Genomic DNA, 26,140 nt, shown 5'->3' with positions numbered 1-26,140 from the left:
AAGTTTTTTTTGGTTTTGCCCAGCCATCACCCGTCGGATCAGCCTCGCCGTCCAAGGCTCGGGAAAAACTGCAACACGCCGCCGATCACATACAGATAGATGCCCGTCAGGATCATGCCCCAAACGACCCAGGGAGGCGACTGGAAATGCAGGAGGAGCGCATATCCGCCGAAGGCACACCAGAGAAGGAAGACGGCCATGTTCAGATTGCGGAGCCGTTTCACGCGCACGGGATGCAGGAAGAAGATCGGCAGGAAGGTCAGGACGACAGAGACGAGAACCGCGATCAGGGCCGTGGTGGCGCTCGCATCGATGACGAAGAGCGTGAAGATCAGCATGTTCCAGACGACGGGGAAACCGGAGAAAAAGTATTCATCCGTCTTCATGCCCATGTCGGCATAATAGATGGCGCTCGAGACGACGATCAATCCGGCGGCAACGAAGGACCAGGGCTCGCCGATCATGCCACTCTGATAGAGCGCGAAAGCGGGCAAAAGCACATAGGTGACATAGTCGATGATGTTATCGAGCGTATCGCCGGACCAGTTGGGCAGGACTTCCTTGACGCGGACCTTGCGGGCGATCGGGCCGTCGATGCCGTCGACCAGGAGGGCGAGCCCCAGCCACCAAAACATATCGACGAAGCGACGCTCGGCCGCGGCAACGACCCCAAGGAATGCCAGGAAGGATCCGGAAGCGGTCAGGATATGGACCGAGAAGGCGCGGATTTCCGCATAGGGCACCCGCTTGTAATTGAAGATCTTCATCCCTGCTCCAGTCGGCGGCATTTCGAAGGAAACGGTATCGGACGAAACGACGCGGTTTGCAACACAAGTGGCCGTCTTTGCCCGGATTTCGCCTGCGCTCTTTCCACTGGCTGCGCCATTTGGGCCCATGGATTTTGTGAGGATGGGGTTCTAGATATCATCGTGAAATCGCCAATCGGGAAGTTGACAATGAGCCACGAATTCGACATTGCCGTGATCGGTGCGGGACCGGCGGGGCAGATCGCCGCGATCGCGATGGCCCGCGGCGGCCGGCGTGTGGTGCTGGTTGGGCCGGAACCCGATGGCTCGGATCGCCGCACGACGGCACTGATGGATCAGTCGCTTGCGATGATGGAGCGGCTGGGCCTGTGGCAGGATCTGAAGGCACAGGCGGCACCGCTTGCCGTCATGCAGATCATCGACGGGACGAAGCGACTCCTGCGGGGGCCGACCGTAGCCTTCCGCAGCGCCGAGATCTCGCTTGATGCCTTTGGCTACAACATTCCCAACGCCGCTCTGGTTTCGGCCCTGGCCGCCGCCGTTGCTGCCGAGCCGCTGATCACCCGAAAGGCGGTCGCTGCGGAAACCATCCATATCGGTACGGATGCCGTCACCATTGGGTTCGACGGCGGCGAGGTCCTGACGGCAGCGTTTGCGATCGGTGCCGACGGTCGGCGGTCGAAGACACGGGACAGTGCGGGCGTCGGCGTCAAGACCTGGTCCTACCCGCAGACCGCGGTGGTGATGAACTTCGCGCACACCCTGCCGCACCAGAACATCTCGACGGAGTTCCACACCGAATCGGGCCCCTTCACCCAGGTTCCCCTGCCCGGCCTGCGTTCTAGCCTGGTCTGGGTGGTCACACCCCAGGAAGCGGAGCGCCTCACTTCGCTCTCGACCGAGCAGCTGTCCGGTGAGGTCGAAGCGCGCATGCAGTCGATGCTCGGCAAGGTGACGGTCGAAGACGGCGTCCAGGCCTGGCCGCTCTCCGGCATGACGGCACGGCAATATGGCAAAGGTCGCTCCGCCTTCATCGGCGAGGCCGGCCACGCCTTCCCGCCGATCGGTGCACAAGGGCTTAATCTCAGCCTGCGGGACATCGCAGCGCTGGAGGATATCCTCATCGATCGAGGCTCTACGCCCATTCCCGCGGACAGTGGCGATCGCTTCGACAGGAAGCGGCGTCTGGACATTGCAAGCCGCACAGCCAGCGTCGACCTGCTCAACCGCTCGCTTCTCTCAGGCCTGTTACCGGTCCAGATGCTCCGCGCGGCCGGCCTTCAGGTGCTCGCCAGCGTTCCACCCTTGCGCAACCTCGTGATGCAAGAGGGTGTCGCGCCGGGTCGCGGCCTGAGAAACCTGCCGTCACTTTTACGGGAAAAGGTCCGGCGGTAAGACGCCCTGGGTGATCGCAAAAAGCAGCGCCGAGACCGAGAATACCGAGATCACCGTCGTGATCAGGATCGTGGCCGAGGCCCGTTCCTGCCAGACGCCGTATTGCTGGCCGATGACAAAGACGTTGGTTGCCGTCGGCAGTGAAGCGAGCAGGATCGCGGTGTAGACCCACAGCGGATCGAAATTGCCGACGAGGCTCAGCACGACATAGACCAGGATCGGATGCAGCACGAGCTTGATCGGCACGATGTAGCCGATCTCGGCCGGGATGCGCTTCAAGGGGCGCAGAGCGAGCGTCACGCCCATGGCAAAGAGCGCGCAAGGCGCTGCAGCCTGTGCGAGATAGTCGATCAGGCGCTGCAGCGCGAGCGGCGGCTCGAAGGCGAGGGCTGCGGCGAGAAAGCCGACAAGTGTGGCGATGATGAAGGGATGCGTCAGGATCTTGCGCGCGACATCGAGCGCGAGCTGCGCTGGGGGTCTTTTGTCGCCGCCTGCGAAGGCCATCAGCGCGGGTGCTGCGATGAAATGGGCAGCGTTTTCGAAGCAGAAGACGAGTGCAACCGGAACGGCCGCCTTTTCACCGAAGGCCAGTAGCGCAAGGCCGGGGCCCATGTAACCGATATTGCCATAGGCGCCGGCCAGCGCCTGGACGGTCGATTCGGCGATGTTGTTACCGCGAACATAGCGGCCGATGACAAAGACCAGCGCGAAGATCGTGTAGGTTGCCGCAAGGCAGGCGGCGATGAAGTCGATGCGCGTCAGCTGCTCGATCGGCGTGCGCGACACAAGCTTGAAAAAGAGTGCCGGCAGCGAGACGTAGATGACGAAGAAGTTGAGCCAGCCGAGCGCCTGCGCGGAGTGGTCACCCAGACGGCCCGAGATGTAGCCGATCAGGATCAGGCCGAAGAACGGCAATACCAGCGCAACGATATCCGCCACGTCTTGTCTCCTCCTGGACGCGAAACTGCGTCCTGATCGGGCTTAGCCGATTTGGGAGAGGATTGGAAAGGTCTGCTGGAACCAGATTGCCATGTCGGAGACATAACCGAAGATGAAAGCAAGGCCTGTCAGCACGAGGAGGCCCCCCATGGCCTTCTCCACCAGGCCAAGATGGCGGCGGAAGCGGGTGAGGAAGCGCATGAAGGCGCCGGAGAAGCCCGCGGCGATCCAGAAGGGCACGGCAAGGCCGAGCGAATAGATGGCGAGCAGAAGCGCGCCGTCCCCCACCGTCTCCTTCGATGCCGCCACGCCAAGGATGGCCCCGAGAACTGGGCCGATGCACGGCGTCCAGCCAAAGGCAAAGGCAAGCCCCATGACATAGGCGCCGGACAGGGTTGCGGGCTTTCCGCCGCCTGCAAATCGGTATTCGGACGAGAGAAAGCCGAGGCGGAAGAGGCCGAGGAAATTCAGGCCCATGATGATGATGATCACGCCACCGATCTTGGACAGAAGATCCATGTGCTGGCGCAGCAAGCCGCCAATCGTCGACGCACCGGCGCCGAGTGACACGAAGACGGTGGCGAACCCAAGGGTGAACACCAGCGAGGTCAAGAGCACCGTGCGCCGGGCCGCCGCATTTTCAGCCTGTTCGCCCGCGCGGAACTGGTCGACGGAAATGCCGGCCATGTAACAGAGATAGGGCGGTACCAGCGGCAGGACGCAGGGAGACAGAAACGACAGGGCTCCGGCCAGAAGCGCGCTGAAGAAGGAAATATCGGCAATCGACACGGTGAACTCCGGAACCCGAACGGGCCCTACCTAATGCCCCGATACCCTGCTTGCCAATCACCATTGCGTAGGCTGCGACAACAGGGCTGCATTTTGGTGACGAAACTGCATTTTTGCGGTTGACCGGCCGGGGTCACCTGCATATGTTCCGCGCACCTCTTGAGGCGGCGCAAAAACCGCACGGGAGAGCGTAGCTCAGCCGGTAGAGCAACTGACTTTTAATCAGTAGGTCCAGGGTTCGAATCCCTGCGCTCTCACCACTCTCCCTCCTCCCAGTCTGTGGCCCGATTCCTCTTCCTGTGTCATTCCGGCACGGTTGCCATGCTGCTGTTCAATCCCTGTTTGGCAAGATTGTGCTGCGCAGAACGTCTTTCGCAACCGCCTCCGCTCCTCCCGGTTGGGCTTGATGCCGGGCGCCTTTGCCCGGTGTTTCAGAGGAGGAGTATCCATGTATAAAACTCTGGGAATGGCGGTGCTGTCAGGCGCTCTGGCGATATCCGTGTCCCTGCCCGCTGCGGCGGAGGGAATCAGCATCGGTGGATCGCGGGGCATCTCCGTTGATGTCGATACGTCCGACGGTGTCGGAGTCGGCGCCTCGGTCGGCGGGCGGAGTGGCGTCAATGCGAAAGCCAGCGTCGGCGGAAGCCGCGACGTCGCCGATGTCGACGCCTCCGTCGGAGGTGGGCGGGGCGTGAACGCTTCGGCCAATGTCGGCGGACGGGGCGGCCTCTCTGCGGATGTCGATGCAAGTGTGGGCGGCGAAGGCGGCCTGAATGCGTCCGTCGGGGCGGAGCTCGGCGGCAGTCGCACCGGGATCGACATCGATGCCGGGATCGGACGAAAACCCGGTGGAGACGGCGGCGATGGTTCCGGACCGGACGGCTCCGGCCCCGGAGGCCTGACCGCACCGCAGCGCCAGGCTCTGCGGGACATGTCGCCGGGGGAGCGCCAGCGGCTCTTGAAGCGCTGCAGCAGTGTGACCTCGTCCGCCTATGATCCGGCGCTCGTCGAACTCTGCCGCCTGCTGCGGCTCAGTGCCTCGCGTTGAGGGTGGGCTTGTGTCTGGCCCGGGCATCCGGGCCAGACCGACCTTTGCTGTCCGGGCGCCGATGGCTGCCTCGTAGAAAACGCGAGATCGCTCACATTCTAACGATTGGTTTAGCCGATCTCACAGGAGCGCTGTTCTATTCTGACGCATGCTCAAGGCTAGGGGTAGCTCATGCGCGTGATGGTCATTCTCATGATCGCAACAGTGTTCAGCATTCTGGCGATCAAATATTCCGACAATTCGCTCGGCACACAGCGGCTGACGGCCTCGCCGGCTGAAGTGGCAACCGGCTGAGCGGAATCACCGCCTGATTTGTTGCTGAACGGCAACAGGAACCTGCCAAGATGCCTTGCGGCGCAGTGCCAGCGGCGACCGCGGAACCGCTTCTGCCACAATCTCGTTGAAGGTCGTCAAGCAGGAGCAAAAGCAATGCGATACATCTTCATCCTGCTGGTCGCCTCGGTGCTCAGCATTCTCGCTTTCAAATATTCCAACAACTCGTTGGGTGGCGGAGAACTCATGGCCTCGCCCATGGATGTGACGGAAGCGCAGTGAGCGCTCGTATCCGTTCGGTCCGCTGAGCTGGCCTCAGGCCATCAATCCGTCGAGCCATTGCGAAGACAGGCGCTGTTCGAGTTCGGCCGCGAGATCATCGAGCGCCTCATCTACCATCGCGCGGTAGCTGCGCCCTCCCCCTTCGATCCCGAAATCAGCCAGCAGACGTTGGCGATAGAGGTCGCTCGAAAACAGCCCGTGCAGATAGGTGCCGATCACCTTGCCGTCGGCCGAGCCGGCGCCGTCCCTGCGGCCATCGATGGAGATGGGCGCGCGGAGCGTATCGGGACCTTCGGTGACGCCGAGATGGATCTCATAGCCTGACAGCGGCACGTCGTGTTCCAGCGAATGGGCCTTGCTGTTCCTCACCGTCTTTTCCGCAGCCATCACCGTCTCGACATCAAGCAGGCCAAGACCGTCCACCGTACGCGGGCGTCCTTCCAGTCCGAGCGGATCGGCGACGCTGCGACCCAGCATCTGGTAGCCGCCGCAAATGCCGATCACGCGCCCGCCGCGGCGGACATGCATGCCAAGATCGCGGTCCCAGCCATGGGAGCGGAACTCCTCCAGATCGGCGATGGTGGACTTCGATCCCGGTAGGACCACCAGACCGGCGTCGGCAGGCAGCCGTTCACCGGCGCGGACATAGACCAGATCGACGTCCGGCTCGGCGGCCAGCGGGTCGAGGTCATCGAAATTGGCGATGCGGGACAGGACCGGAACGGCGACCTTGAGCGCGCCGCCATTGCCTTTGACCAGCCGTTCCAGAACAACCGAATCTTCTGCCGGCAGTCGTCCGGCCGCCTTCAGCCAGGGAACGACGCCGAAACAGGGCCAGCCGGTAAAGGCTCCGATTGCAGAAATCCCCTCGTCAAACAGGGTGACGTCGCCGCGGAACTTGTTGATGATATAGCCCGATATCTGCGCCCGGTCCTCGTCCGGCAGGATCGTGTGCGTACCGACCAACGAGGCGATGACCCCTCCCCGGTCGATGTCGCCGACGAGAACCACCGGCACATTGGCTCGTGTGGCAAAGCCCATATTGGCGATGTCCCCGGCGCGCAGATTGATTTCAGCCGGCGAGCCCGCGCCTTCGACGATCACGAGGTCTGCGCCTTCGCTGACCCTTGCGAAGCTGTCGAGGACCGCGCCGAGCAGTTGCGGCTTCAAGCGTTGATAGTCGCGGCCCTTGGCCTGACCGAAGACCTTGCCCTGCACGATGATCTGGCTGCCGGTTTCGCTTTGAGGCTTCAGCAGCACCGGGTTCATGTGCACGGATGAGGGCGTGCGGGCGGCGAGCGCCTGCAGCCACTGGGCGCGGCCGATCTCCCCGCCATCATCGGAAACGGCGGCATTGTTCGACATGTTCTGCGGCTTGAACGGCGCGACCTTCAGCCCGCGATTGGAGGCCAGTCGGCAGAGCCCCGCGACCAATATCGTCTTTCCGACATCCGACCCTGTTCCCTGCAACATGATCGTTCTTGCCATCGCATTCTGTCCTGTTTCCGCCCCGCCGGAGATCGCCGGTTTTTCATGCTTTTGCCGCGATTTTGCCTTGGACATTACCGCGAATGCGACACTGCGGCAGCCTGTCGCAGATGTTTTAGTCAGACTTTGTCATTTGCGACGCGCCATGACGGTTTGCGCTCTGGCGCGGCGTTCGTGAAATGATTATCTGCCGCTCGAAATCAGCGCCCGAAGAGGCGTGACACCTTAGGAAACACCCATGCTCTACATCCTGCAGAACCGCAATAGTCTCGCCATCGCCTGGAATGGTCGTGCGCCGCAGCACCGCACCGTCGCGCGCTGGGAAGCGCGTGTGCCGTTCTCGTTTAAGAAGCGCTGATCCGGGGACTTCCCGCCGCGACCACGGCAGCCTTCGACACGCTGTTTCGTGTGCCAAAAATACAAACGCCCCGGTACGCGATACTCGATCCGGGGCGCAACCGACAGTAACGCGCCGGCCCCTCCATCTATCGCTCTAGATGTTACCGGACCGTTAGCAGCCATCCTTCCTAAGCTTTTTTTCAATTTTTTTTGTGCCTGCGTGAAAGCAGGCGCCCTCTCGTCATATTGACGCAGCTGAGATACCCTAAGTCTCAGGTGAGAGGGCGAGTTTTCGAAGCTTCTGCTCCGTCGTGAGCAACTGCCCGTCTCTTGAGCGGGTTGACCTCGCCAGACATCGAAAATGCGGCAAATTCAGTCGCAACAACAGCTTGGTTCCGGGCACGACATGCCCACCGGCCGCGGCGAGAGGTTGATTTTCAAAACCAAAGACGTAGGCTTAAGGACGTAACATGCGGTCGACAGGCGCTCAGCCTCTTACGACAAGGCCCGGTTGCAAGGATGCGGGTCGGCGTGACGCGCCCCGACCGACATCCGAAGCCAGTGCAAATTGGCAGAACGGTCCGCAGTAGCCGTTTCTGCCCGTCCCGATGAACGCTGCAAGATAAGACTGGGAGGTCTTACTCCATGAAGAAGCTGATCGCTTCCACCATTCTCGCCGCGGGTCTCTACGCAGTTGCGGGCTCTGCCCAGGCTGCCGAGTGCGGCGATGTTTCCATCGCAGAAATGAACTGGGCCTCGGCCGGCGTCGCCGCTTACGTCGACAAGATCATTCTGGAAAACGGCTATGGCTGCAATGTGACCGTCGTGACCGGCGACACCATGCCGACCTTCGCCTCCATGAACGAAAAAGGACAGCCGGACATGGCGCCGGAGTTCTGGGTCAACGCCGTGCGCACCGCGCTCGACGAGGCCATCGCTGAAGGCCGCCTGATCCAGGCTGCACCGCTTTTGTCTGACGGCGGTGTCGAAGGCTGGTGGATCCCGAAGTTCCTGGCCGACGAACATCCGGAAATCAAGACGGTGCAGGATGCCCTGGCCCGCCCGGATCTCTTCCCGGCTCCGGAAGATCCGTCCAAGGGTGCCGTCACCAACTGCCCGTCCGGCTGGAACTGCCAGGTCTCGACCGCCAACCTCTATCGGGCCCTCGGCGCACAGGATAAGGGCTTCGAACTGGTTGACACCGGCTCGGCTGCCGGTCTCGACGGCTCGATCGCCAACGCGTTTGAAAACAAGAAGGGCTGGCTCGGCTACTACTGGGCTCCGACCGCTATCCTCGGCAAGTACGAGATGGTGAAGCTGTCCTTCGGCGTCGAGCACGACAAGGCGAGCTGGGATGCCTGCACCGCCGTTCCGGATTGCGCCGACCCGAAGGTCAATGCTTATCCGGTTTCCGACGTCTATACCGTCGTGACCAAGGGCTTCTCCGAAAAGGCCGGCGTTGCCATGGACTACGTAAAGACCCGCAAGTGGGACAACGCGACCGTCGGCAAGGTTCTCGCCTGGATGGAAGAAAACCAGGGCACCAACGAAGACGGCGCCAAGCACTTCCTCGAAACCTATCCGGAAATGTGGACCACTTGGGTCGCTCCTGAGGTCGCCGAGAAGGTCAAGGCAGCTCTCTGAGCCTTACTTGAGTTGACAATGCGGCGGGCTCAAAAGCCCGCCGCGCTTTCTGCGAAGCGGCATGCCGCATCACGCCATTGAACGACTCCCGACGTCGCAGACGGCATGAATTCCCTTCCGGAACTCGACTAGCCTCTCTTCTCGGGAACACGGCACCGCCGTCAGGGCTCACTGCAGCGTTGGAAACGCCAAACAAGCGGGGGTCGAAAAGGGGAAAGAGATGGCTTCTAGTCTATGCAATTATTTGCCGGAACTGCTCTGCAGGTTTCCGGAGATCGACGACTCAGTCATGCGCGGAGTGCGCAAAAGTGTCGACGACAGTTTCAAGGGCTTCGTCCGCGCCTATGGCAACGTGATCGACGCCGTCACCAATCCACTCCAGCTTTTTCTGAACTGGCTCGAAGCCCTGTTCGTCAATACCCCATGGTTCATTATCCTCGCGGCGATGGTGCTGATCGTCTATCTGACCAGCCGCAATATGCGGATCGTCGCCCTGACGATCATCGGCATGCTGTTCATCGGCTTTGTCGGCCTGTGGGAGGATACGATGGTGACCCTCGCCATTGTGACCGTCTCCACCTTGCTTGCGATCGCCATCGGTATCCCGATCGGCATTCTGATGGCCCGTTCGGATCGAGCGCAGTCGGTGGTCAACCCGATCCTCGACGTCATGCAGACGATGCCGAGCTTCGTCTACCTGATCCCCGTCGTCATGATCTTCGGCATTGGCAAGGTGCCGGGCGTCATCGCCGTCGTCATCTATGCCGTCCCGCCGATGATCCGCCTGACCAATCTCGGCATCCGGCTCGTCGACCGTGAAGTTCTGGAAGCGGCCGACGCCTTCGGCTCCTCTCCGCGCCAGAAGCTGTTCAACGTGCAGATCCCGCTCGCCCTGCCAACCGTCATGGCCGGCATCAACCAGACCATCATGATGTCGCTCGCCATGGTCGTCGTTGCCTCGATGATCGGTGTCGGTGGTCTCGGCAAGAATGTTCTCCAGGCTATCTCCAACCAGTTCTTGACCATTGGGTTCCTCAACGGCTTTGCATTGGTTGCCATTGCCATCATCTTCGACCGCGCCAGCCAGGCTTATGGCAAGCGCCTTCAGCGCCATACGGAGGTGGTCCATGGCTAGTCACGACATCGAGATCCGCAATCTTTACAAGATCTTCGGACCTGATGGGTCTGCCTTCATCGACCAGGTGAAGGCCGGCATGTCGAAGGCGGAACTGAACGAGACCCATGGCCACGTTCTGGGTCTGAAGGACATCAACATCCAGATGCCCGGTGGCGGCATCACCGTTGTCATGGGTCTTTCCGGCTCCGGCAAGTCCACGCTCATCCGGCATATCAACCGGCTGATCGAGCCGACTTCCGGCGAAGTGCTCTATGACGGCGTCGATGTCTGTCGGATGAACCCCACGGAGCTTCGCGAATTCCGTCGTCACAAGACAGCGATGGTCTTCCAGAAGTTCGCCCTGCTCCCGCACCGGACCGTGCTCGAAAACACCGTCTATGGTCTGGATATACAGGGAATCCCGCGCTCGAAGAGCGAGGACATCGGCCGTCGCTGGATCGATCGTGTTGGTCTCTCCGGCTTCGAAGGCCATTATCCGAACCAGCTTTCGGGCGGCATGCAGCAGCGTGTCGGGCTTGCCAGAGCACTCTCTAACGACGCCGACATCCTCCTGATGGACGAAGCTTATTCAGCACTCGACCCGCTGATCCGCGTCGACATGCAGACGGTTCTGCTGGATCTGCAGCAGGAGTTGAAGAAGACCGTGGTCTTCATCACCCACGACCTCGACGAAGCACTGCGTCTCGGCGACAAGATCGCGATCCTGAGGGATGGCGAAGTCATCCAGCAGGGCTCGGGTCAGGAGATCGTGCTGCAGCCGGCCGACGACTACATCTCGGCCTTCGTCAAGGAAGTGAACCGCGGCCGCGTCATCCGGCTGGATACGATCATGGGACCGGTTTCCGGTCAGAGCGAGGGTCTCTCGCTGCCGGGTGCCACGGTGCTCGAGGCCGCCGCACGCATCATGACCGACGCGCATCAGTCGAGCGTTCTCGTCACCGATGATGCTGGCGCTCCGATCGGTCGCGTCGACCTGCAGCAGATCATCGCGGCGATGGTCAAGCCCAAGTCGCATGAAGACACGCAGATGGCGGCGGCCTGACGGCGGCTGACTTGCGGTCCCTACTCCCATGCGGCCCCGCCCTCAGCGGGGCCGCTATCGTTTTGGTGATTGAAACCATATAAAGACTTCTTTATATGATCAGCATGACAATCAGAGGAACCTCCATGGCAAGTCCGTCCAATCCGCTTTCCGAACTTCTGGCCGAAAAAGGCGTGCTGCTCGCCGACGGCGCGACCGGGACTAATCTCTTCGCTCAGGGCCTTGAGGCCGGCGAGGCGCCGGAGCTCTGGAACGAGGCGCAGCCGGAAAAGATCGTCAAGCTGCACCAGGATTTCGTCGATGCCGGTGCCGACATCATCCTCACGAATTCCTTCGGTGGCACGCGCCATCGTCTGAAGCTGCACCATGCCGAGAACCGGGTTCATGAGCTGAACAAGAAGGCAGCCGAGATTGCCCGTTCGGTCGCCGACAAGGCGCCGCGCAAGGTGATCGTCGCCGGTTCCGTCGGCCCGACCGGCGAGTTGCTTATCCCGCTTGGCGCCCTCTCCTACGAGGATGCGGTCGCAGCCTTTGTCGAGCAGATGGAAGGCCTGAAGGCCGGTGGTGCCGACGTGGCCTGGATCGAAACCATGTCGTCGCCGGAGGAAATCCGTGCTGCGGCCGAAGCCGCCGTCAAGGTTGGCTTACCCTACACGTTCACCGGTTCGTTCGACACGGCCGGAAAGACGATGATGGGTCTGCATCCGAAGGACATTCACGGTGTGGCTGCGGACATTGGCTCAGGCCCGTTGGCCGTTGGTGCCAATTGCGGCGTGGGCGCCTCCGACATCCTGCAGAGCCTGCTCGACATGACGAGCGCCAATCCGGATGCCACGGTCATCGTCAAGGGCAATTGCGGCATTCCGGAATTCCGTGGCTCGGAGATCTTCTATTCCGGCACGCCGCCGCTGATGGCCGATTATGCCCGGCTCGCGCGCGACGCCGGCGCCAAGATCATCGGCGGCTGCTGCGGCACATCCTGTGGCCATCTGGCTGCGATGCGCCAGGCACTCGATGACTACACCCCGGGTCCGCGCCCGACGCTCGAGGTCATCGTTGAGCGGATCGGACCGCTGCGCAACAAGACCGCCGACGAGAGCGGCGCACAGGAAGGCGGCCGCCGCAGCCGTCGTCGCGGCAACTGAGGCAAGACCAATCCACTGAAATGAAAAAGGGCGCCGCAGGGCGCCCTTTCCGTTTCAGTGATTTGCTGTTGTATCAGCCGACAAAGGCGCGCTCGATGACGAATTCCGCCGGCTTGTTGTTGGCGCCTTCGGTCAGTCCTGCCTTTTCCAGCAGTTCCTTGGTGTCCTTCAGCATTGCCGTCGAACCGCAAATCATGCCGCGGTCGATCGCCGGGTCGAGCGGGGGGACGCCAAGGTCGGTGAACATCTTGCCGTTTGCGATCAGGTCCGTGATGCGGCCCTTGAAGGGGAAGTCTTCGCGGGTGACCGTCGCATAGTGCTTGAGCTTGTCGCCAACAAGTTCGGCGAGGAATTCGTGGTTCTTGATTTCCTCGACCAGATCGAAGCCGTATTTCAGTTCGGCGACGTCGCGGCAGGTATGGGTGAGGATAACTTCCTCGAACTTCTCATAGGTTTCCGGGTCACGGATCAGGCTCGCGAAGGGTGCGATGCCGGTGCCGGTCGAGAACATGTAGAGGCGCTTGCCCGGGGTCAGAGCATCCAGCACCAGCGTGCCGGTCGGCTTCTTGCGCATCAGCACCGTGTCACCCGGCTGGATGCGCTGCAGGTGCTGGGTCAGGGGGCCGTCCGGAACCTTGATCGAGAAGAATTCGAGCTCCTCGTCCCAGGAGGGGCTCGCGATCGAATAGGCGCGGTAGATCGGCTTACCCTCGACCATCAGACCGATCATCGCGAACTCGCCGGAGCGGAAGCGAAAGCCGGCGGGACGGGTCATGCGGAAGCGGAACAGGCGGTCGGTATAGTGCGTGACGCTCAGAACCGTTTCGGCATAGACGCCCTCGGGCACGATCAGTTCGGCGTTGTCGGTCTTCACAGGAGCATTCATAGGCTGTCGGTCCCATCGTTCAGTCGATTGGGACCAAGCCTATAATCCAGACCGTCCCATTCCACAATTCAGCCGGCATGCGCATTTCGCAGCCAAGATATCCGTTAAAGCGAAGGCGGCAACCTTGACCGAGGTCAATTCGCCGCCCTTCAATAGCGGTTTTTATATGTCTCAGGCGCCAGTGGAGCCGAGGCGACGCCAGCTGAAACCACCGACGGCTTGCGAATCTCGAGCCGTCGGCTGGTAGCGCTGGGCAACGCCCATGAGACAGTTTTCTGCAAGCCGCCGCTGGGCCACCGGGTTGGTTACGGCAAAGCTGTCGAAGCCGGTGCGCAGCATCAGCGGCACCTGGTCGATCAGCACGTCGCCGACGGCGCGCAGTTCGCCGGCATAGCCGAGGCGCTCGCGCAACAGCGTGGCATGGCTGAAGCCACGGCCATCATTGAAGGCCGGGAAAGCCACGGCGATCAACGCGATGCGGTCGAGATGCGGCTCCAGCTTCTTCACGTCATCAGCGGGCGCGACCAAAACGCCGAGGCCGACGTCATTGGTTTCAGCGACCGCTTCCAGGAAGGCCTCAAGTGGCAGCAGGGCCTTTTCGCCCTCGCCTGCCTTACGCTCTTCCGTTTCGGTTACCCAGATGTCGCCATCGACGAAACCGGTTTCTTTCCAGATCTTGGTCATACTTTTTCCAGTCTCACGCGGCTTCGACAGAAGCGTTGCCATAAAGCGCCTCCTTGAACGGCTTGGGGCCGACGCGCCGATAGGCTTCGAGGAAGGTTTCCTTCGGGTCGAGGCGCAGGCCGAGATAGGTATCGACGATCGTCTCGACCGCATCGGTTACCTTTTCCGGTTCGAAGCCGCGACCGATGATTTCGCCGATCGAGGAGTTTTCGTCGCCGGACCCGCCCAGCGTGATCTGGTAGAGTTCGGCACCCTTCTTCTCGACGCCGAGCAGGCCGATATGGCCGACATGGTGGTGCCCGCAGGCATTGATGCAGCCGGAGATCTTGATCTTGAGCTGGCCGATCTCTTCCTGGCGGGCCTGGGAGCCAAAGCGCTCGGAGATCGCCTGGGCGACCGGAATCGAGCGCGCGTTGGCAAGCGCGCAGTAGTCCAAGCCGGGACAGGCGATCATGTCGGTGATGAGGTTGGAATTGGCCGTCGCGAGGCCGGCCTTCTCCAGCGCCTGATAGAGCGGATAGAGATCACCCTTGGCGACATGTGGCAGGATCAGGTTCTGCTCGTGGCTGACGCGGATCTCGTCGAAGGCATAGGTTTCGGCAAGGTCGGCCACCAGATCCATCTGGGCGTCCGAGGCATCGCCCGGCGTACCGCCGATCGGCTTCAGCGACATCGTCACCATGGCATAATCCGGGTGGCGATGTTCCTGGACATTGTGGCGCACCCAGGCGGCGAAGGCGGCATCTGCCTTCTGCGCGCGGGCAAGGGCATCCCAACCATCGGCGCGGGCAGCGAGTGCCGGCGGAGCGAAATAGGTCTCGATGGCGCGGATATCGCCTTCCGGCAGCTTCAGCTCGCTGTCGCGGATCTGGTCAAACTCGGCCTCGACCTGACGAGTCAGCTCCTCGACGCCGGTTTCATGCACCAGGATCTTGATGCGGGCCTTGTACTTGTTGTCGCGACGGCCATGCAGATTGTACACGCGCACGATCGCGGTGATGTAGGTCAGGAGATCGGCTTCGGGCAGGAAGTCGCGGATCTTCTTGGCGATCAGCGGCGTGCGGCCCTGGCCACCGCCGACATAGACAGCAAAGCCGAGTTCGCCAGCTTCATTCTTCTTAAGATGCAGACCGATGTCATGCACCTGGATCGCGGCACGGTCCTTCTCGGCGCCGGTAACGGCGATCTTGAACTTGCGCGGCAGGAAGGAGAATTCCGGATGCAGCGAGGACCACTGGCGCAGGATTTCGGCATAGGGACGCGGATCGGCGACTTCATCGGCGGCAGCCCCGGCGAAATGGTCGGCGGTAACGTTGCGGATGCAGTTGCCCGAGGTCTGGATGGCATGCATCTCGACGCTTGCGAGATCGGTCAGGATGTCGGGCGTGTCCGAAAGCTTCGGCCAGTTGTACTGGATGTTCTGGCGGGTGGTGAAGTGTCCATAACCACGGTCGTATTTGCGGGCGATATGGGCCAGCATGCGCATCTGCTTCGAATTCAGCGTGCCATAGGGAATGGCGACGCGCAGCATATAGGCGTGGAGCTGGAGATAGACGCCGTTCATCAGGCGCAGCGGCTTGAAGGCGTCTTCGGCAAGTTCACCGGAGAGGCGGCGGGCCACCTGGTCGCGAAACTGCTCTACGCGCGCCGATACGAAGGCGTGGTCGAATTCGTCATAACGATACATGTCTTACCTCAAGCCTCAAGCGGCGATGAATGCCGGGTCGGCATAGCCGTGACCCTCGGCATATGCAATGGTCGGGCCTTCCGCACGAATGCGCTCGCGCAGGCGCAAGGGGCGCAGCTTGCCATCCTTTTCCTCGATCTCGATGACATTGACGTCAACGACGAGGTTGCTGGCGAAGGCCTGCTTGCCGGCGGCTTCCAGGGCTTCGACCGCCTCGGCATGGCGGGCGACGAAGGCTTCCTGCAGACGCTCGGTCCACTGGCCATTGGCGTCCAGCCAGACGGCGATGCCGTCAGTCAGGCGGTTTGCTGTGAGAACCTTGTCTACCATCGTCAAATCCTTGCAGTTTCCAGTTCAGCCGAGACATGCGCACCGAGCGGTTCGGAGCGGCTGAAATCGGCGCCGGCGACAGCGTCGCCGATGATGACCATGACCGGGCCGGTCAGCTCCGTGCGAGCCTCCAGTCCCGGCAATTCCTTGAGCGTGCCGTGCAGCAGACGGCTGTCACGGCGCCCGGCATTCTCGACAACGGCAACCGTCGTGTCTTCGGCGAGGCCGCCCGCCATCAGCCGCTCGGCGACGGAGGCGGCGACCGTACGGCCCATATAGACGGCAACGGTTGCGCCCGACAGCGCGAGCCGCGCCCAATCCGGCAGAACATTACCCTGCAAATCGTGACCGGTCGTGAAGACCAGCGACGAGGACACGCCACGCAGCGTCAGTGGCAGCTCGAAATCCGCGGCGGCGGCGAGTGCCGAGGTCACGCCGGGGACGATCTCGTAAGCAATGCCCGCATCACGAAGGGCGGCCATCTCTTCCCCGGCGCGGCCGAAGACCAAGGGATCGCCCGACTTCAGACGGACGACACGTTTGCCGGCATGGCCGAGCTCGACGAGCAGCGCATTGATCTGGTCTTGAGACTTCGAATGACAGCCCTTGCGCTTGCCGACGGGAATGCGCTCGGCATCGCGGCGTCCCATATCGACCACCTCGCGCGGGACAAGGGCGTCGTAGACGATGACGTCGCATTCCATCATCAGACGATGGGCACGCAGGGTGAGCAGATCTTCGGCGCCCGGCCCGGCGCCGACGAGAAAAACGCGGCCTTCGACACGATCGGCAGCGACGCCCTTCAGGAGACGGGTGGCTTCGCGGCGGGCAAGGCTGATTTCATCCACCTCGACGTGGTCGGCGACCTTGCCCTTGAAGAAGTCGCGCCAGAACAGGCGGCGCGGTGCGCCACGGGGCACGAGACGATCAACGGCACGACGATAGGAATTGGCGAGGCGCCCGAGCTTGCCGAGCGAGCGCGGCAGCAGGCGGTCGATATCGGCGCGGATCATCTGGGCGAGGACAGGGCCAACGCCTTCGGTCCCGATGGCAACGGCGATAGGCGCACGGTTGACAAGGGCCGGCGTGTAGAAATCGCAATAATCCGGCTGGTCCACGGCATTGGCTGGGATCCGGGCGGCGCGAGCGGCCGCGACGATCTCGCGGTCGAGAGCGCCCTCGCCCGTAGCGGCAAAGACCAGCTTTGCCCCGTGAACCTGTGACGGCTCGAACGGCTCGGCAATCTGCTCGATGGCGTTCGCTGCGAGGAAGGCGGCGTAATCGGCTTCCGGGGCATCGGCATACGCGACAATGCGGGCCTCGGTGTTCTTGAGCAGGCGCGCCTTGGCATAGGCCTCGTCACCGTTTCCGAAAACGGCGGCGACCTCGTTCTCGACCTTGAAGAAGGCCGGAAAGACCGAAAGCTGCTTGTCTTGCTGTGTCATGAATCATCCGTTGCCAGTTGACGGCATCATCGCGTCACGGGCCTAAAAATTGAAGAAACAGGAATCCCTTCGCTCCGCACCTTGCGTATTTCTGTCCTAGTCCCCTCGCCGATGCGAGCAAAAGTCACCGATTGCCATTCGCATCGCTTTGCTTCCCGAAACCGCTGGCGCTGCAAAAAGTTGGAGACAGACCATCATTTCACTTTCGGGCGCAAGTCGGCAAGCCTAGGATTGCGGTGCACACATAGGCCGGAGCGCTCACCTTGACCACACCCGAACTCACCCGTCGATTGCTCGACGTGATCGAACACGACATTCTGCCGCTGACGGCCAAGGGCGTGGCTGCCGGCAACAAGGTGTTCGGCGCGGCAATCCTGCGGAAATCGGATCTGTCTCTCGTTCTGGCCGAGACCAATAACGAGCTGGAAAACCCGCTCTGGCATGGCGAAGTGCACACGCTGAAGCGGTTTTACGAACAGGGCGAGCGCCCCAACACCCGGGATCTGATCTTCCTGTCGACGCATGAACCCTGCACCATGTGCATGTCGGCGATCACCTGGGCGGGCTTCGACAATTTCTACTATTTCTTCAGCCATGAAGACAGCCGCGACGCTTTCGCCATCCCACATGACCTGAAGATCCTGAAGGAGGTCTTCGGTCTGGAGCCTGGCGGCTATCGTCGGCAGAACGCATTCTGGCTGAGCCATGCGATGATCGAAATGGTCGCCTCGGCAGACGATGCCGAACGGCCCGCCCTCTTCGAGCAGGTCAGCCGGATCAAGGCGGAATATGACCGCCTTTCGGAGACCTATCAGTCGTCCAAGGGCGACAACGACATTCCGCTCAACTGAGCAGCAGACGAGATCAGCATGGAAGCCTCGACCGATATCAACCGCCTGCTCGAGATCATGGCGGCGCTGCGTCAACCCGAGACCGGTTGCCCCTGGGACATCGTCCAGACCTTCGAGACGATCAAGCCCTATACGATCGAGGAGGCCTATGAGGTGGCCGACGCGATCGAGCGCAAGGATCCGGACGATCTCTGCGAGGAACTGGGGGATCTCTTGCTGCAGGTGGTTTTCCATGCCCGCATCGCCGAAGAAGAAGGCCTCTTCACGTTCGGCGACGTGGTCGAGGCAATCACCCGCAAAATGATCCGCCGTCACCCGCATGTCTTTGCCCGCTCCGATGCCGACACGCCGGAGGCGGTGAAGGCCCAGTGGGACAAGATCAAGCAGCAGGAAAAGGCCGAGCGTCTCGCACGCCGCGCCGCACGGGGCTCGGCGGCTGATCCCGACATCGGCTATCTCGGCTCAGTGCAGCGCTCCTTCCCGGCACTCACAGAAGCCCTGAAGCTGCAGGAGCGTGCGGCCAAGGTCGGCTTCGACTGGTCGGAGGCGGCCCCCATCCTCGACAAGATCGAGGAGGAGATCGGCGAATTGCGCGAGGCACTGGCCGAGAATAAGCCGGAGAAGGTGAAGGACGAACTCGGGGACCTGATCTTTGCACTGGTCAATATCGGCCGGCATGTGGGGGCAGAACCGGAGCAGGCCCTGCGCGGGACGAACACCAAGTTCCGGAATCGATTCAGTTATATAGAGACGTCTCTTGAAGCGTCAGGTGAGACCTTGCTGGGAGCTTCACTGGAGCGGATGGAAGAGCTCTGGCAGGCGGCGAAGGGCAAGGGCTAAGTCTCGCGGCCTCGGCACCGAACTTCGCTGCCAGTCTTGCGGCCCTCTCAATCCATTACCGCACCTCAAAGGCGGGTGAGCGGGCGCACCCGGAACTTGTTCACGTGCCTGTGCAAAGCAGTTCCGTCACACATCGGTTCTGGCCAGAGGCGCAGCACTCCAGATGCCTGGCGGTTGCAGCGGATCCGCAGAGTGTCCCGAACAGTCGCTGGAAAACTGCTCCGTGCCAGGGGCAGCCGGGCGTCGCCAAGGGATTGCCGACGATCTCGAGCCTGACGCGCGGTTTTGTCCAATCCATCACCCTGCCGCGGAAGACGCCGCTGCCGGCAAAGGTCCAGGCATGGCGGGCAATGGCCGAGACGAGAAGGCGCGAGGCGATTGCCGGATGGAGCTTCGGCAAGATCTTTCGTGCGAGCGGCGGAATGCGGTGATCGAGGATGTAGTGGGCGGTCCGATATCCGGCCTCGGCCAGCACACGATCGGCCTCGGCCGGCGGCAACATCGCCCGGATCGCGGCAAACAGGGCGACGGGCTCGTGCTCATCGACCATCGACGTCGGTGGCGCCTCAAGGTGACGTCCAAGACCGGCGGATTCGAAGATCAGCCGCGCGGCTCCCACGCCGTAAAGTGCCGACAGCGCCTGCCCCGTCTGGATGACGGCGTTCGGTCCGATGCGCGCCGGCGATGGTGACGCTACCGCATCCCCGGCGCTTCCGTGCCCGAGGATCCTGCCGATGCCCTGATTAGACATGGGCATCGTGGCTCGCCGGCCCGCCACCGCAGGCCATGACGGGGGTGCGGGCCTCTTCCGCCTCACCGGCCTTGCGGGCACGCAGCTGGCTCGCGCGATCGGAGGCCGCCTGCCAGTCGGCCATCTGGGCGGGCGCGATCTTGCGGGTCATGTCGAAGCCGAAATTCACCTTTTCCTTCGATTGCGGGCCCCAGTAATTGTGCTTGCCGAGATCGTAGAACTTGCGCTCGAAGCCGGCCTTCAAGAAGGCCTTGAGGCAGCCGAGAAGGTAACGACGGCGAAAGCCCTTGCCACGCCAGGGATAATGGAAGAGCGCCTTGATCATGTAGAAGCGGCGGTAGTTGTTCATGACGCGGTCGAGCAGTTCGGCGCGGTCCATGGCATCCGGCTTCATGATTGGGGTCACGAAATTGTATTTCGAGAAATCGAAGATCTCGACCTTGTCGCCCAGTTCCTGGAAGAGCGGCGAGAAGGGCCAGGGCGTGTACATGGCCCAGTTGGCGAGATCCGGGTTCCAGTCGCGCGCCATGCGATAGGTTTCCTCCAGCGTCTCCGCCGTCTCGTTTTCCAGCCCGACGATAAACTGCGCCTCGGTGAAGATGTCGGCTTCGCGGAGCAGACGGATCGCCTTCTTGTTCTCGGCGACCTTGGTTTCCTTGTTGAAGCGGTCGAGCTTCAGCTGGGCGGCGGCTTCCGTGCCAAGCGACACATGCACGAGGCCGGCCTTGCGATAGAGGGCCAGATACTCCTCGTCGCGGATGATATCGGTGACCCGGGTGTTGATGCCCCATTTCACCTTGTCCGGCAGACCACGGGCGATCAGTTCCTCGCAGAAGGCGATGAACTTCTTGCGGTTGATGGTGGGCTCCTCATCGGCCAGGATGAAGAAGCCGACCTGGTGGTCGTTGACCAGCTTCTCGATCTCGTCGACCACCTTTTTCGGATCGCGAATGCGATAGTCGCGCCAGAACTTCCATTGCGAGCAAAACGAGCAGGTGAAGGGGCAGCCGCGGGCCATGTTGGGGATCGCGACCCGGACACCGAGCGGCACGTAGATGTATTTCTCCCATTCGAGCAGCGTCCAATCCGGCTCGACGGCATCGAAATTCTTGACGGTGGGAGCCGCAGGTGTCGCGATGATCTTGCCGTCGTCGGTGATGTAGGCGAGGCCCTTGATGCCCGCCCTCGCCTCCTTCCAGTTGCCTGCAGCATAGGCCCTGACCAGTTCGACGATAATCTCCTCGCCCTCGCCCCGCGCAATCACATCGATGTACGGGGCTTCGGTCAGAACCTGCTGATACATGAAGGTCGCATGCACGCCGCCAAGCACGCGCAGCGCCTGAGGGCAAACCTCCTTCGCGATCTCCAGGCACCGTTCGGCCATGTAGATCGAGGGCGTGATCGCCGTGCAGCCGATGACATCAGGCTGGAGTTCGCGCAAACGATCGCGGAGTGCGTCTTCCGTGAGATCGTTGGTCATGGCATCGACGAAATGGAGGTCGGTATAACCCGCCTGCTTCAGTGCGCCGGCAAGATAGGCGACCCAGGCAGGCGGCCAGTTGCCGGCAATCTCGGCGCCGCCGGAATGATAGTTCGGATGGATGAAGACGACGCGCATGACCACCTCCCATGTGTGTAAACTAAAGTTGACACAGGTGGTAAAGCGATCCGTTGACTTGGATCAACAGCGTTTGATGAACGTCAAGCGTTACGGGTCGCTGAGCCCAGTCCAGCTCGCGGAATTGTAATCTTTCTGACCGTCATTTGACGTCAGGCATCGGGGTCTGAACGTGACAAGAGCGTCGCGCAACTCGTGAGATCGGCGGTCCCACAACACACCTAGACGATGGATGATCTCAGGACGCGTAACGGTAGGAGTGTTTGATTGCCTCCTGGTCACTTGGAGATGATGTACGGGAAGCTTTCCGCCTGCAGACCGGATCAACCTCACCTGTTCGACTTCATCCCATGGAAGCGTCACGCAGGTTGGATAGCCCAACACAAGCCCGTTGGCGGACACCCTGAGGATCAGACTGTCACTTGCCACAAACCAGCCCAGCCGTTTCGCTAGCAGAGCAACAAGGATGCCGAGACCCAAGCAGAGGCCAGCGAATGCGATGTCGCCAGCAAGAGTGAACGAGAGCCAATGGGCTAAGCTGCGGCCTGCGAACCAGCCCAAGACCATAAGGGTCAAAGTCAATAGGATCGCTTCGACGCGCTGACTGCGATGCAGCTCGAGTGCGGGACCGTCATCTTCTAATTGAATCGGTCCAACATCTTCATCGCTCATCGCACACTTGCCTGGAGGGGCATCTACCGCTCCCAGTCTTCCTTCGGCAGGGGCTTCGGTCCGCCAAGCTTGCGTTCGAGCTCATTGGCCTGGCGGTCGGTCAGGCGAACGTCGAGGCTGACGGAGCCATCCTCGTGATCTTCGCGATCATCGACGATGCCGTTCTCGTAGAGCCAGGAAATGACCGACTGCTTGTCGGCAGGGATGGTGATCGTCGCCTCGGTCAGCACGCCTGAAAGACGCTGCGAGATGACGTCCAGGAGGGTGTCCACGCCCTCGCCGCTGATGGCCGAAACCGGCAAGACGTTTTCGCGACCCGCGGCCTTCTGGAGGATGCCGTCATGGGTTTCGGGATCCAGCCGGTCGATCTTGTTCCAGACCTCGAGAATGCGCTCCGCGCGTTCCTTCTCGTGGATGCCGAGGTCATCGAGGATGCGCAGGACATCTGCCGACTGGGCGCCGTTGTCCGGGTCCGACATGTCACGCACATGCAGGATCAGGTCCGCTTCGAGAACCTCTTCCAGCGTCGCGCGGAAGGCGGCGACGAGGTGGGTGGGCAGGTCGGAGATGAAGCCGACAGTGTCCGACATGATCACCGTGCGTCCATGCGGCAGCTTCATCCGACGCAGCGTCGGATCAAGCGTGGCGAACAGCATGTCTTCGGCCAGCACGCCCGCACCGGTGATGCGGTTGAAGAGCGTCGACTTGCCGGCATTGGTATAGCCAACCAGTGCCACGATCGGATGCGGCACCTTGCGGCGCTTGGCGCGGTGAAGCTGGCGGGTGCGGACCACCTGTTCCAGCTCGCGCTCGAGCTTGACGATCTTGTCCTGCAGGAGCCGGCGGTCGGCTTCGATCTGCGTTTCACCCGGGCCACCCATGAAGCCCGCACCGCCGCGCTGGCGTTCAAGGTGGGTCCAGGAGCGGACCAGACGGCCCTTCTGGTAGTTCAGATGCGCGAGATCGACCTGCAGCGTGCCTTCCTTGGTCGAGGCGCGACGGCCGAAGATTTCCAGGATGAGGCCCGTGCGATCGATGACCTTGGCGCCCCATTCCTTCTCCAGATTGCGTTGCTGAACCGGCGTCAGCGGATGGTCGACGATGACGAGACCCGCATCATGTTCGTCGAGCAGTGCCTTCACTTCCGCGATCTTGCCGGAGCCCATCAGCGTTGCCGGACGCGGCTGGTTCACCTGGACGATGAGCCCCTGCACGATGGTCAGATCGATCGCGCGCGCCAAGCCAATCGCCTCTTCGAGACGTGCTTCGTTCGACCGGCTGGGAGCCGGCGGCGCGCCTTCAGGAAGAGGCTGGGGCTTCGTCTGCTTCAGCACCGGCACGAGCACAAGCGCCCGCATGTCATCCCGGCGCTTTTCGTCCTCCGGGATGATCGATTCGTTCTTTGTATCGCGGCTGGTGATGATGTCAGTCCTGTCCGGAAGCGGTGTCTTCGCTCTCGAACATCGTCATCGGCTGGCCGGGCATGATGGTCGAGATGGCGTGCTTGTAGACCAGCTGGGAATGGCCGTCGCGACGCAGGAGAACACAGAAATTGTCGAAGGATGTCACAACACCGGTCAGCTTAACGCCGTTGATCAGGAAGATCGTCAGCGAAATCTTCTGCTTTCTGACTGTGTTGAGGAAAAGATCCTGCAGATTCTGAGAACGTTCCGCCATGGCGCCGCTTCTTTCTTTTTTGCCGGTCCTTTTCGACCGGTATGATTATTGTTTGACAGCTGATCAGCTTAGGCAAATGGCCCCTCGCCCCCCTGCCGAAAAAACGTGGTATCAAATCACCGTCTTTTCCGCAACGTCGAAAAAGGTCGAACGGATGCGTTCAGCCATGGCGCCGGGATGACCGTTTGCGATCGGAAGCCCGTCGATTTCCACGATCGGGAAGCAAATGCTGGTTGCAGCTGTGATGAAGACTTCCCGTGCGGCCAGCATCTCCTCGCGGGAGAACTCCCGCTCCTCGATAGTGATCCCAAGTTTGGCCGCAACATCCATCAAACCGGTGCGGGTGATTCCGCGAAGAATGCCGTGTTCCGCGGGCCGGGTGACAAGCATGCCGTCCTTGTCGACAATCCACACATTGGTGGCGGCACCTTCGGTGACCATGCCCCGCGCATCCACATAGATCGCTTCCTGAGCGCCCTTCTCCTTTGCGGCCTGGCGCGCCATGGCGTTCGGCAGGAGGCCGACCGTCTTGATGTCGACCCGATCCCAGCGATTGTCCGGCAGGGTGATTGCCTTCAATCCGGTCTCGTTCTTCTTCGCAATGATCGCAGGGTCGGTGATCTTTGCCGTGATCACCAGGCTCGGCGGCGTGTCGTCCGAGGGGAAGACGTGATCCCGGCGCGCGACGCCCCGGGTTACCTGCAGGTAGAAAAGGCCATTCCTGACGCGGTTGCGGCGAGCCACCTCGCGGATCACCTGCGTGAGTGCGGCGCGGCTCATCGGCTGTTTCATCGCCAGTTCCGACAGAGAGCGGTCGAGGCGGTCGAGATGCCGCGTCAGGTCGACGATCACGCCATGGCGGATCTCGCAGACCTCATAGACCCCGTCGGCGAACTGATAGCCGCGATCCTCGATATGCACCGCAGCCTGAGAGTGCGGCAGGTAACGACCGTTGACATAGGCGATGCGGGGCATGGAGATGAAAACCTTCAGAAATACTGGATCGAGACGCGGAAAAGCTGCTCGACATGGCGGACGGCATCTGCTGCTGCGAAGAGGACGACGCGATCCTTGGCCTTGATCTTGGTGTCGCCATAGGGGCGGATCACGGTCTTGTCGCGCAGGATGGCGCCGATGCGCAGGCCCGGAGGCAGCTCGAGTTCGCGGAAAGGCTTGCCGACGAGCGGCGAGGTTTCGAGCGCTTCTGCCTCGATCACCTCAGCCTTGCCCTTCTGCACGGCATAGACCGCGCGGATGCGGCCCTTGCGGACATGCTGCAAGACGCGGGAAATGGTCACGGCGCGCGGGTTGATATGCGCGTCGATGCCGATCGAGGTTGCAAGTTCGTGGAAGGACGGGCTGTTGATCAGCGCCATGCCCGACTTGCAGCCGAGGCGCTTGGCCATGGCGGCACTCAGGATGTTGGTCTGGTCGTTGTTGGTGAGCGTCACCATCAGATCCGCATCCTGGATGTCGGCTTGCTGAAGGATGTTCTGGTCGAGCGCCGAGCCATGCAGCACGATGCCGTCTTTCAACTGATCGGAGACGGCAAGCGCCCGTTCCCGATCGTTCTCGATGATCTTCAGCCGGGTCTTCGGCTGCATCTCCTCGATGGCGCGCGCGACGTAATAGCCGATATTGCCCCCACCGGCGATGATGATGCGCCCGGCTTCCTGCTCCTCATGGCCAAAGAGGCCGAGGGTACGGCGGGCGTGATCGCGCTGGCAGATGACGTAAGCGAGATCGCCGACCTGCAGGTGATCCTGTGAGCGGGCGACGTTCAGCCGGCCGTTGCGATAGATCGCGCAGACGGTTGCCATCAGGTCGGGGAACAGCTCGCTCAACTGATTCAGCGGCGTGTCGACGACCGGGCAGTCCTCCATGCATTCGATCGCGAGCATGGCGATGTGATCATCGGCGAAGCGCACGATGTCGGTCGCACCGGGGAAGGAGATGCGACGCAGCACCATCTTGCCGACCTCGATTTCGGGCGAGATGGTGACGTCGATCGGCAGATTGTCGCGGCTGAAGAGGTCGGAATATTCCGGTCGCAGATAGTTCTGCGAACGAATGCGGGCGATCTTTGTCGGCACGTTGAAGAGCGAATGCGCCACCTGGCAGGCGGTCATGTTGATCTCGTCATAGAGCGTGACGGCGATCAGCATTTCCGCCTGGTCGGCGCCAGCCCGGGCCAGCACGTCGGGATGGGCGCCATGGCCGACATAACCGCTGACATCCAGCGTCTCGGTGATGTGCGAGACAAGGGAGGCCGAGGTATCGATGACCGAGACGTCGTTGCCCTCCTGGGAGAGCCGCTCGGCAATACCGTAACCGACCTGACCCGCGCCGCAGATGATGACTTTCATGCTATGCTTCCTGCCCCAGGATCGGTTCTACCGGACTCGCTTCG

Annotated in this window: 25 protein-coding genes and 1 tRNA gene; 11 read left to right on the top strand and 15 right to left on the bottom strand. The window is 61.7% G+C overall.

Annotation, left to right across the window (positions count from 1 at the left end; translation table 11 throughout):
* Positions 1–38: 38 nt before the first annotated feature.
* Complete coding sequence (gene pcsA, locus FAA86_RS11905) at positions 39–767, bottom strand: phosphatidylcholine synthase (protein ID WP_113461320.1); 729 nt, start codon at positions 765–767, stop codon at positions 39–41.
* 189 nt (positions 768–956) lie between these two features.
* Here pcsA and FAA86_RS11900 point away from each other — a divergent pair, with 189 nt between their 5' ends.
* Positions 957–2,162 (top strand): UbiH/UbiF family hydroxylase, encoded by a 1,206-nt coding sequence (locus FAA86_RS11900; protein ID WP_136540811.1) that lies wholly within the window; start codon positions 957–959, stop codon positions 2,160–2,162.
* Here the strand turns inward: FAA86_RS11900 and FAA86_RS11895 are convergent.
* Both FAA86_RS11895 and FAA86_RS11890 read right to left on the bottom strand, forming a co-directional pair.
* Positions 2,139–3,101, bottom strand: coding sequence for an AEC family transporter (locus FAA86_RS11895; RefSeq protein WP_136540809.1), 963 nt, complete (start codon positions 3,099–3,101; stop codon positions 2,139–2,141). The genes FAA86_RS11900 and FAA86_RS11895 overlap by 24 nt on opposite strands.
* A gap of 42 nt (positions 3,102–3,143) precedes the next feature.
* Positions 3,144–3,890 carry a cytochrome c biogenesis CcdA family protein gene (locus FAA86_RS11890; RefSeq protein ID WP_136540807.1) on the bottom strand — a complete coding sequence of 249 codons (747 nt, stop codon included), beginning with the start codon at positions 3,888–3,890 and terminating at the stop codon, positions 3,144–3,146.
* A gap of 184 nt (positions 3,891–4,074) precedes the next feature.
* On the opposite strand from FAA86_RS11890, the gene FAA86_RS11885 reads away from it, so the two are divergent.
* The 4 genes from FAA86_RS11885 to FAA86_RS25100 all read left to right on the top strand — a co-directional run bounded on the left by FAA86_RS11885 (position 4,075) and on the right by FAA86_RS25100 (position 5,493).
* Positions 4,075–4,150 (top strand) — tRNA-Lys (locus tag FAA86_RS11885).
* A 188-nt stretch (positions 4,151–4,338) separates the two neighbouring features.
* Complete coding sequence (locus FAA86_RS11880; RefSeq protein ID WP_246035054.1) at positions 4,339–4,938, top strand: hypothetical protein; 600 nt, start codon at positions 4,339–4,341, stop codon at positions 4,936–4,938.
* Positions 4,939–5,109: 171 nt separating this feature from the next.
* Entirely contained in the window at positions 5,110–5,232 is a 123-nt protein-coding gene (locus FAA86_RS25105) for a hypothetical protein (RefSeq protein ID WP_281281745.1), read from the top strand.
* 135 nt (positions 5,233–5,367) lie between these two features.
* Positions 5,368–5,493: a hypothetical protein gene (locus tag FAA86_RS25100; RefSeq protein ID WP_281281744.1), complete on the top strand. Its 126-nt coding sequence runs from the start codon at positions 5,368–5,370 to the stop codon at positions 5,491–5,493.
* A 33-nt stretch (positions 5,494–5,526) separates the two neighbouring features.
* On the opposite strand, the gene FAA86_RS11875 is transcribed toward FAA86_RS25100, so the two are convergent.
* A complete protein-coding gene (locus tag FAA86_RS11875; protein ID WP_136540803.1) occupies positions 5,527–6,981 on the bottom strand; it encodes a cobyric acid synthase in 1,455 nt (484 codons plus the stop codon).
* A gap of 984 nt (positions 6,982–7,965) precedes the next feature.
* On the opposite strand from FAA86_RS11875, the gene FAA86_RS11870 reads away from it, so the two are divergent.
* The 4 genes from FAA86_RS11870 (at position 7,966) to bmt (ending at position 12,289) form a co-directional block, all read left to right on the top strand.
* On the top strand, positions 7,966–8,964 hold the full coding sequence (locus FAA86_RS11870) for an ABC transporter substrate-binding protein (RefSeq protein ID WP_136540801.1): 999 nt from the start codon (positions 7,966–7,968) through the stop codon (positions 8,962–8,964).
* Between the two features lie 220 nt (positions 8,965–9,184).
* Positions 9,185–10,099, top strand: a complete 915-nt coding sequence (locus tag FAA86_RS11865; RefSeq protein WP_136540799.1) for an ABC transporter permease — start codon at positions 9,185–9,187, stop codon at positions 10,097–10,099.
* On the top strand, positions 10,092–11,144 hold the full coding sequence (locus tag FAA86_RS11860; protein WP_136540797.1) for a quaternary amine ABC transporter ATP-binding protein: 1,053 nt from the start codon (positions 10,092–10,094) through the stop codon (positions 11,142–11,144). Before FAA86_RS11865 ends, FAA86_RS11860 begins: the two co-directional genes overlap by 8 nt.
* Positions 11,145–11,269: 125 nt before the next feature.
* Positions 11,270–12,289: a betaine--homocysteine S-methyltransferase gene (gene bmt / locus FAA86_RS11855; protein ID WP_136540794.1), complete on the top strand. Its 1,020-nt coding sequence runs from the start codon at positions 11,270–11,272 to the stop codon at positions 12,287–12,289.
* Between the two features lie 73 nt (positions 12,290–12,362).
* On the opposite strand, the gene FAA86_RS11850 is transcribed toward bmt, so the two are convergent.
* The 5 genes from FAA86_RS11850 to cysG form a co-directional block, all read right to left on the bottom strand.
* The gene (locus FAA86_RS11850; RefSeq protein ID WP_136540792.1) at positions 12,363–13,175 is read right to left on the bottom strand and encodes a ferredoxin--NADP reductase; all 813 of its coding nucleotides are present in this window, start codon (positions 13,173–13,175) and stop codon (positions 12,363–12,365) included.
* Between the two features lie 171 nt (positions 13,176–13,346).
* Complete coding sequence (locus tag FAA86_RS11845) at positions 13,347–13,859, bottom strand: DUF934 domain-containing protein (RefSeq protein WP_136540790.1); 513 nt, start codon at positions 13,857–13,859, stop codon at positions 13,347–13,349.
* 13 nt (positions 13,860–13,872) lie between these two features.
* A complete protein-coding gene (locus FAA86_RS11840) occupies positions 13,873–15,546 on the bottom strand; it encodes a nitrite/sulfite reductase (protein WP_136540788.1) in 1,674 nt (557 codons plus the stop codon).
* A gap of 15 nt (positions 15,547–15,561) precedes the next feature.
* Positions 15,562–15,876 carry a DUF2849 domain-containing protein gene (locus FAA86_RS11835; protein WP_136540786.1) on the bottom strand — a complete coding sequence of 105 codons (315 nt, stop codon included), beginning with the start codon at positions 15,874–15,876 and terminating at the stop codon, positions 15,562–15,564.
* Between the two features lie 2 nt (positions 15,877–15,878).
* Positions 15,879–17,321, bottom strand: coding sequence for a siroheme synthase CysG (gene cysG / locus FAA86_RS11830; RefSeq protein WP_136540784.1), 1,443 nt, complete (start codon positions 17,319–17,321; stop codon positions 15,879–15,881).
* Positions 17,322–17,584: 263 nt separating this feature from the next.
* Between cysG and FAA86_RS11825 the strand changes: the two genes are divergently transcribed.
* Positions 17,585–18,172, top strand: coding sequence for a deaminase (locus tag FAA86_RS11825; protein WP_136540782.1), 588 nt, complete (start codon positions 17,585–17,587; stop codon positions 18,170–18,172).
* 18 nt (positions 18,173–18,190) lie between these two features.
* A complete protein-coding gene (mazG, locus tag FAA86_RS11820) occupies positions 18,191–19,012 on the top strand; it encodes a nucleoside triphosphate pyrophosphohydrolase (protein WP_136540780.1) in 822 nt (273 codons plus the stop codon).
* Positions 19,013–19,112: 100 nt separating this feature from the next.
* On the opposite strand, the gene bchJ is transcribed toward mazG, so the two are convergent.
* The 6 genes from bchJ to trkA form a co-directional block, all read right to left on the bottom strand.
* Entirely contained in the window at positions 19,113–19,769 is a 657-nt protein-coding gene (gene bchJ / locus FAA86_RS11815) for a bacteriochlorophyll 4-vinyl reductase (protein WP_136540778.1), read from the bottom strand.
* Positions 19,756–21,381, bottom strand: coding sequence for a magnesium-protoporphyrin IX monomethyl ester anaerobic oxidative cyclase (gene bchE, locus FAA86_RS11810; protein ID WP_136540776.1), 1,626 nt, complete (start codon positions 21,379–21,381; stop codon positions 19,756–19,758). Before bchE ends, bchJ begins: the two co-directional genes overlap by 14 nt.
* 695 nt (positions 21,382–22,076) lie before the next feature.
* Positions 22,077–23,411: a GTPase HflX gene (gene hflX, locus FAA86_RS11805; protein WP_136540774.1), complete on the bottom strand. Its 1,335-nt coding sequence runs from the start codon at positions 23,409–23,411 to the stop codon at positions 22,077–22,079.
* A 67-nt stretch (positions 23,412–23,478) separates the two neighbouring features.
* A complete protein-coding gene (hfq, locus tag FAA86_RS11800) occupies positions 23,479–23,730 on the bottom strand; it encodes an RNA chaperone Hfq (protein WP_113461301.1) in 252 nt (83 codons plus the stop codon).
* A gap of 111 nt (positions 23,731–23,841) precedes the next feature.
* Positions 23,842–24,705, bottom strand: coding sequence for a D-amino-acid transaminase (locus FAA86_RS11795; protein WP_136540772.1), 864 nt, complete (start codon positions 24,703–24,705; stop codon positions 23,842–23,844).
* A gap of 14 nt (positions 24,706–24,719) precedes the next feature.
* Entirely contained in the window at positions 24,720–26,096 is a 1,377-nt protein-coding gene (gene trkA / locus FAA86_RS11790) for a Trk system potassium transporter TrkA (protein WP_113461299.1), read from the bottom strand.
* Positions 26,097–26,140: the final 44 nt, after the last annotated feature.

It is taken from the genome of Rhizobium rosettiformans W3 (genome assembly GCF_004912135.1).
GTDB classification, from domain to species: domain Bacteria; phylum Pseudomonadota; class Alphaproteobacteria; order Rhizobiales; family Rhizobiaceae; genus Allorhizobium; species Allorhizobium rosettiformans.
The sequence above is the reverse complement of the archived record's forward strand: the minus strand, read 5'-3'. Positions and strand labels throughout refer to the sequence as shown.

Coding starts and splice junctions, on each gene's coding strand:
- FAA86_RS11870 (WP_136540801.1), top strand. CDS start 7,966: ATGAAGAAGCTGATCGCTTCCACCATTCTCGCCGCGGGTCTCTACGCA.
- trkA (WP_113461299.1), bottom strand. CDS start 26,096: ATGAAAGTCATCATCTGCGGCGCGGGTCAGGTCGGTTACGGTATTGCC.
- FAA86_RS11860 (WP_136540797.1), top strand. CDS start 10,092: ATGGCTAGTCACGACATCGAGATCCGCAATCTTTACAAGATCTTCGGA.
- mazG (WP_136540780.1), top strand. CDS start 18,191: ATGGAAGCCTCGACCGATATCAACCGCCTGCTCGAGATCATGGCGGCG.
- cysG (WP_136540784.1), bottom strand. CDS start 17,321: ATGACACAGCAAGACAAGCAGCTTTCGGTCTTTCCGGCCTTCTTCAAG.
- bmt (WP_136540794.1), top strand. CDS start 11,270: ATGGCAAGTCCGTCCAATCCGCTTTCCGAACTTCTGGCCGAAAAAGGC.
- FAA86_RS11865 (WP_136540799.1), top strand. CDS start 9,185: ATGGCTTCTAGTCTATGCAATTATTTGCCGGAACTGCTCTGCAGGTTT.
- FAA86_RS11850 (WP_136540792.1), bottom strand. CDS start 13,175: ATGAATGCTCCTGTGAAGACCGACAACGCCGAACTGATCGTGCCCGAG.
- bchE (WP_136540776.1), bottom strand. CDS start 21,381: ATGCGCGTCGTCTTCATCCATCCGAACTATCATTCCGGCGGCGCCGAG.
- hfq (WP_113461301.1), bottom strand. CDS start 23,730: ATGGCGGAACGTTCTCAGAATCTGCAGGATCTTTTCCTCAACACAGTC.
- FAA86_RS11875 (WP_136540803.1), bottom strand. CDS start 6,981: ATGGCAAGAACGATCATGTTGCAGGGAACAGGGTCGGATGTCGGAAAG.
- FAA86_RS11795 (WP_136540772.1), bottom strand. CDS start 24,705: ATGCCCCGCATCGCCTATGTCAACGGTCGTTACCTGCCGCACTCTCAG.
- FAA86_RS11840 (WP_136540788.1), bottom strand. CDS start 15,546: ATGTATCGTTATGACGAATTCGACCACGCCTTCGTATCGGCGCGCGTA.
- FAA86_RS11845 (WP_136540790.1), bottom strand. CDS start 13,859: ATGACCAAGATCTGGAAAGAAACCGGTTTCGTCGATGGCGACATCTGG.
- FAA86_RS25105 (WP_281281745.1), top strand. CDS start 5,110: ATGCGCGTGATGGTCATTCTCATGATCGCAACAGTGTTCAGCATTCTG.
- hflX (WP_136540774.1), bottom strand. CDS start 23,411: ATGCGGGCGCTTGTGCTCGTGCCGGTGCTGAAGCAGACGAAGCCCCAG.
- FAA86_RS11880 (WP_246035054.1), top strand. CDS start 4,339: ATGTATAAAACTCTGGGAATGGCGGTGCTGTCAGGCGCTCTGGCGATA.
- FAA86_RS11900 (WP_136540811.1), top strand. CDS start 957: ATGAGCCACGAATTCGACATTGCCGTGATCGGTGCGGGACCGGCGGGG.
- FAA86_RS25100 (WP_281281744.1), top strand. CDS start 5,368: ATGCGATACATCTTCATCCTGCTGGTCGCCTCGGTGCTCAGCATTCTC.
- bchJ (WP_136540778.1), bottom strand. CDS start 19,769: ATGCCCATGTCTAATCAGGGCATCGGCAGGATCCTCGGGCACGGAAGC.
- pcsA (WP_113461320.1), bottom strand. CDS start 767: ATGAAGATCTTCAATTACAAGCGGGTGCCCTATGCGGAAATCCGCGCC.
- FAA86_RS11835 (WP_136540786.1), bottom strand. CDS start 15,876: ATGGTAGACAAGGTTCTCACAGCAAACCGCCTGACTGACGGCATCGCC.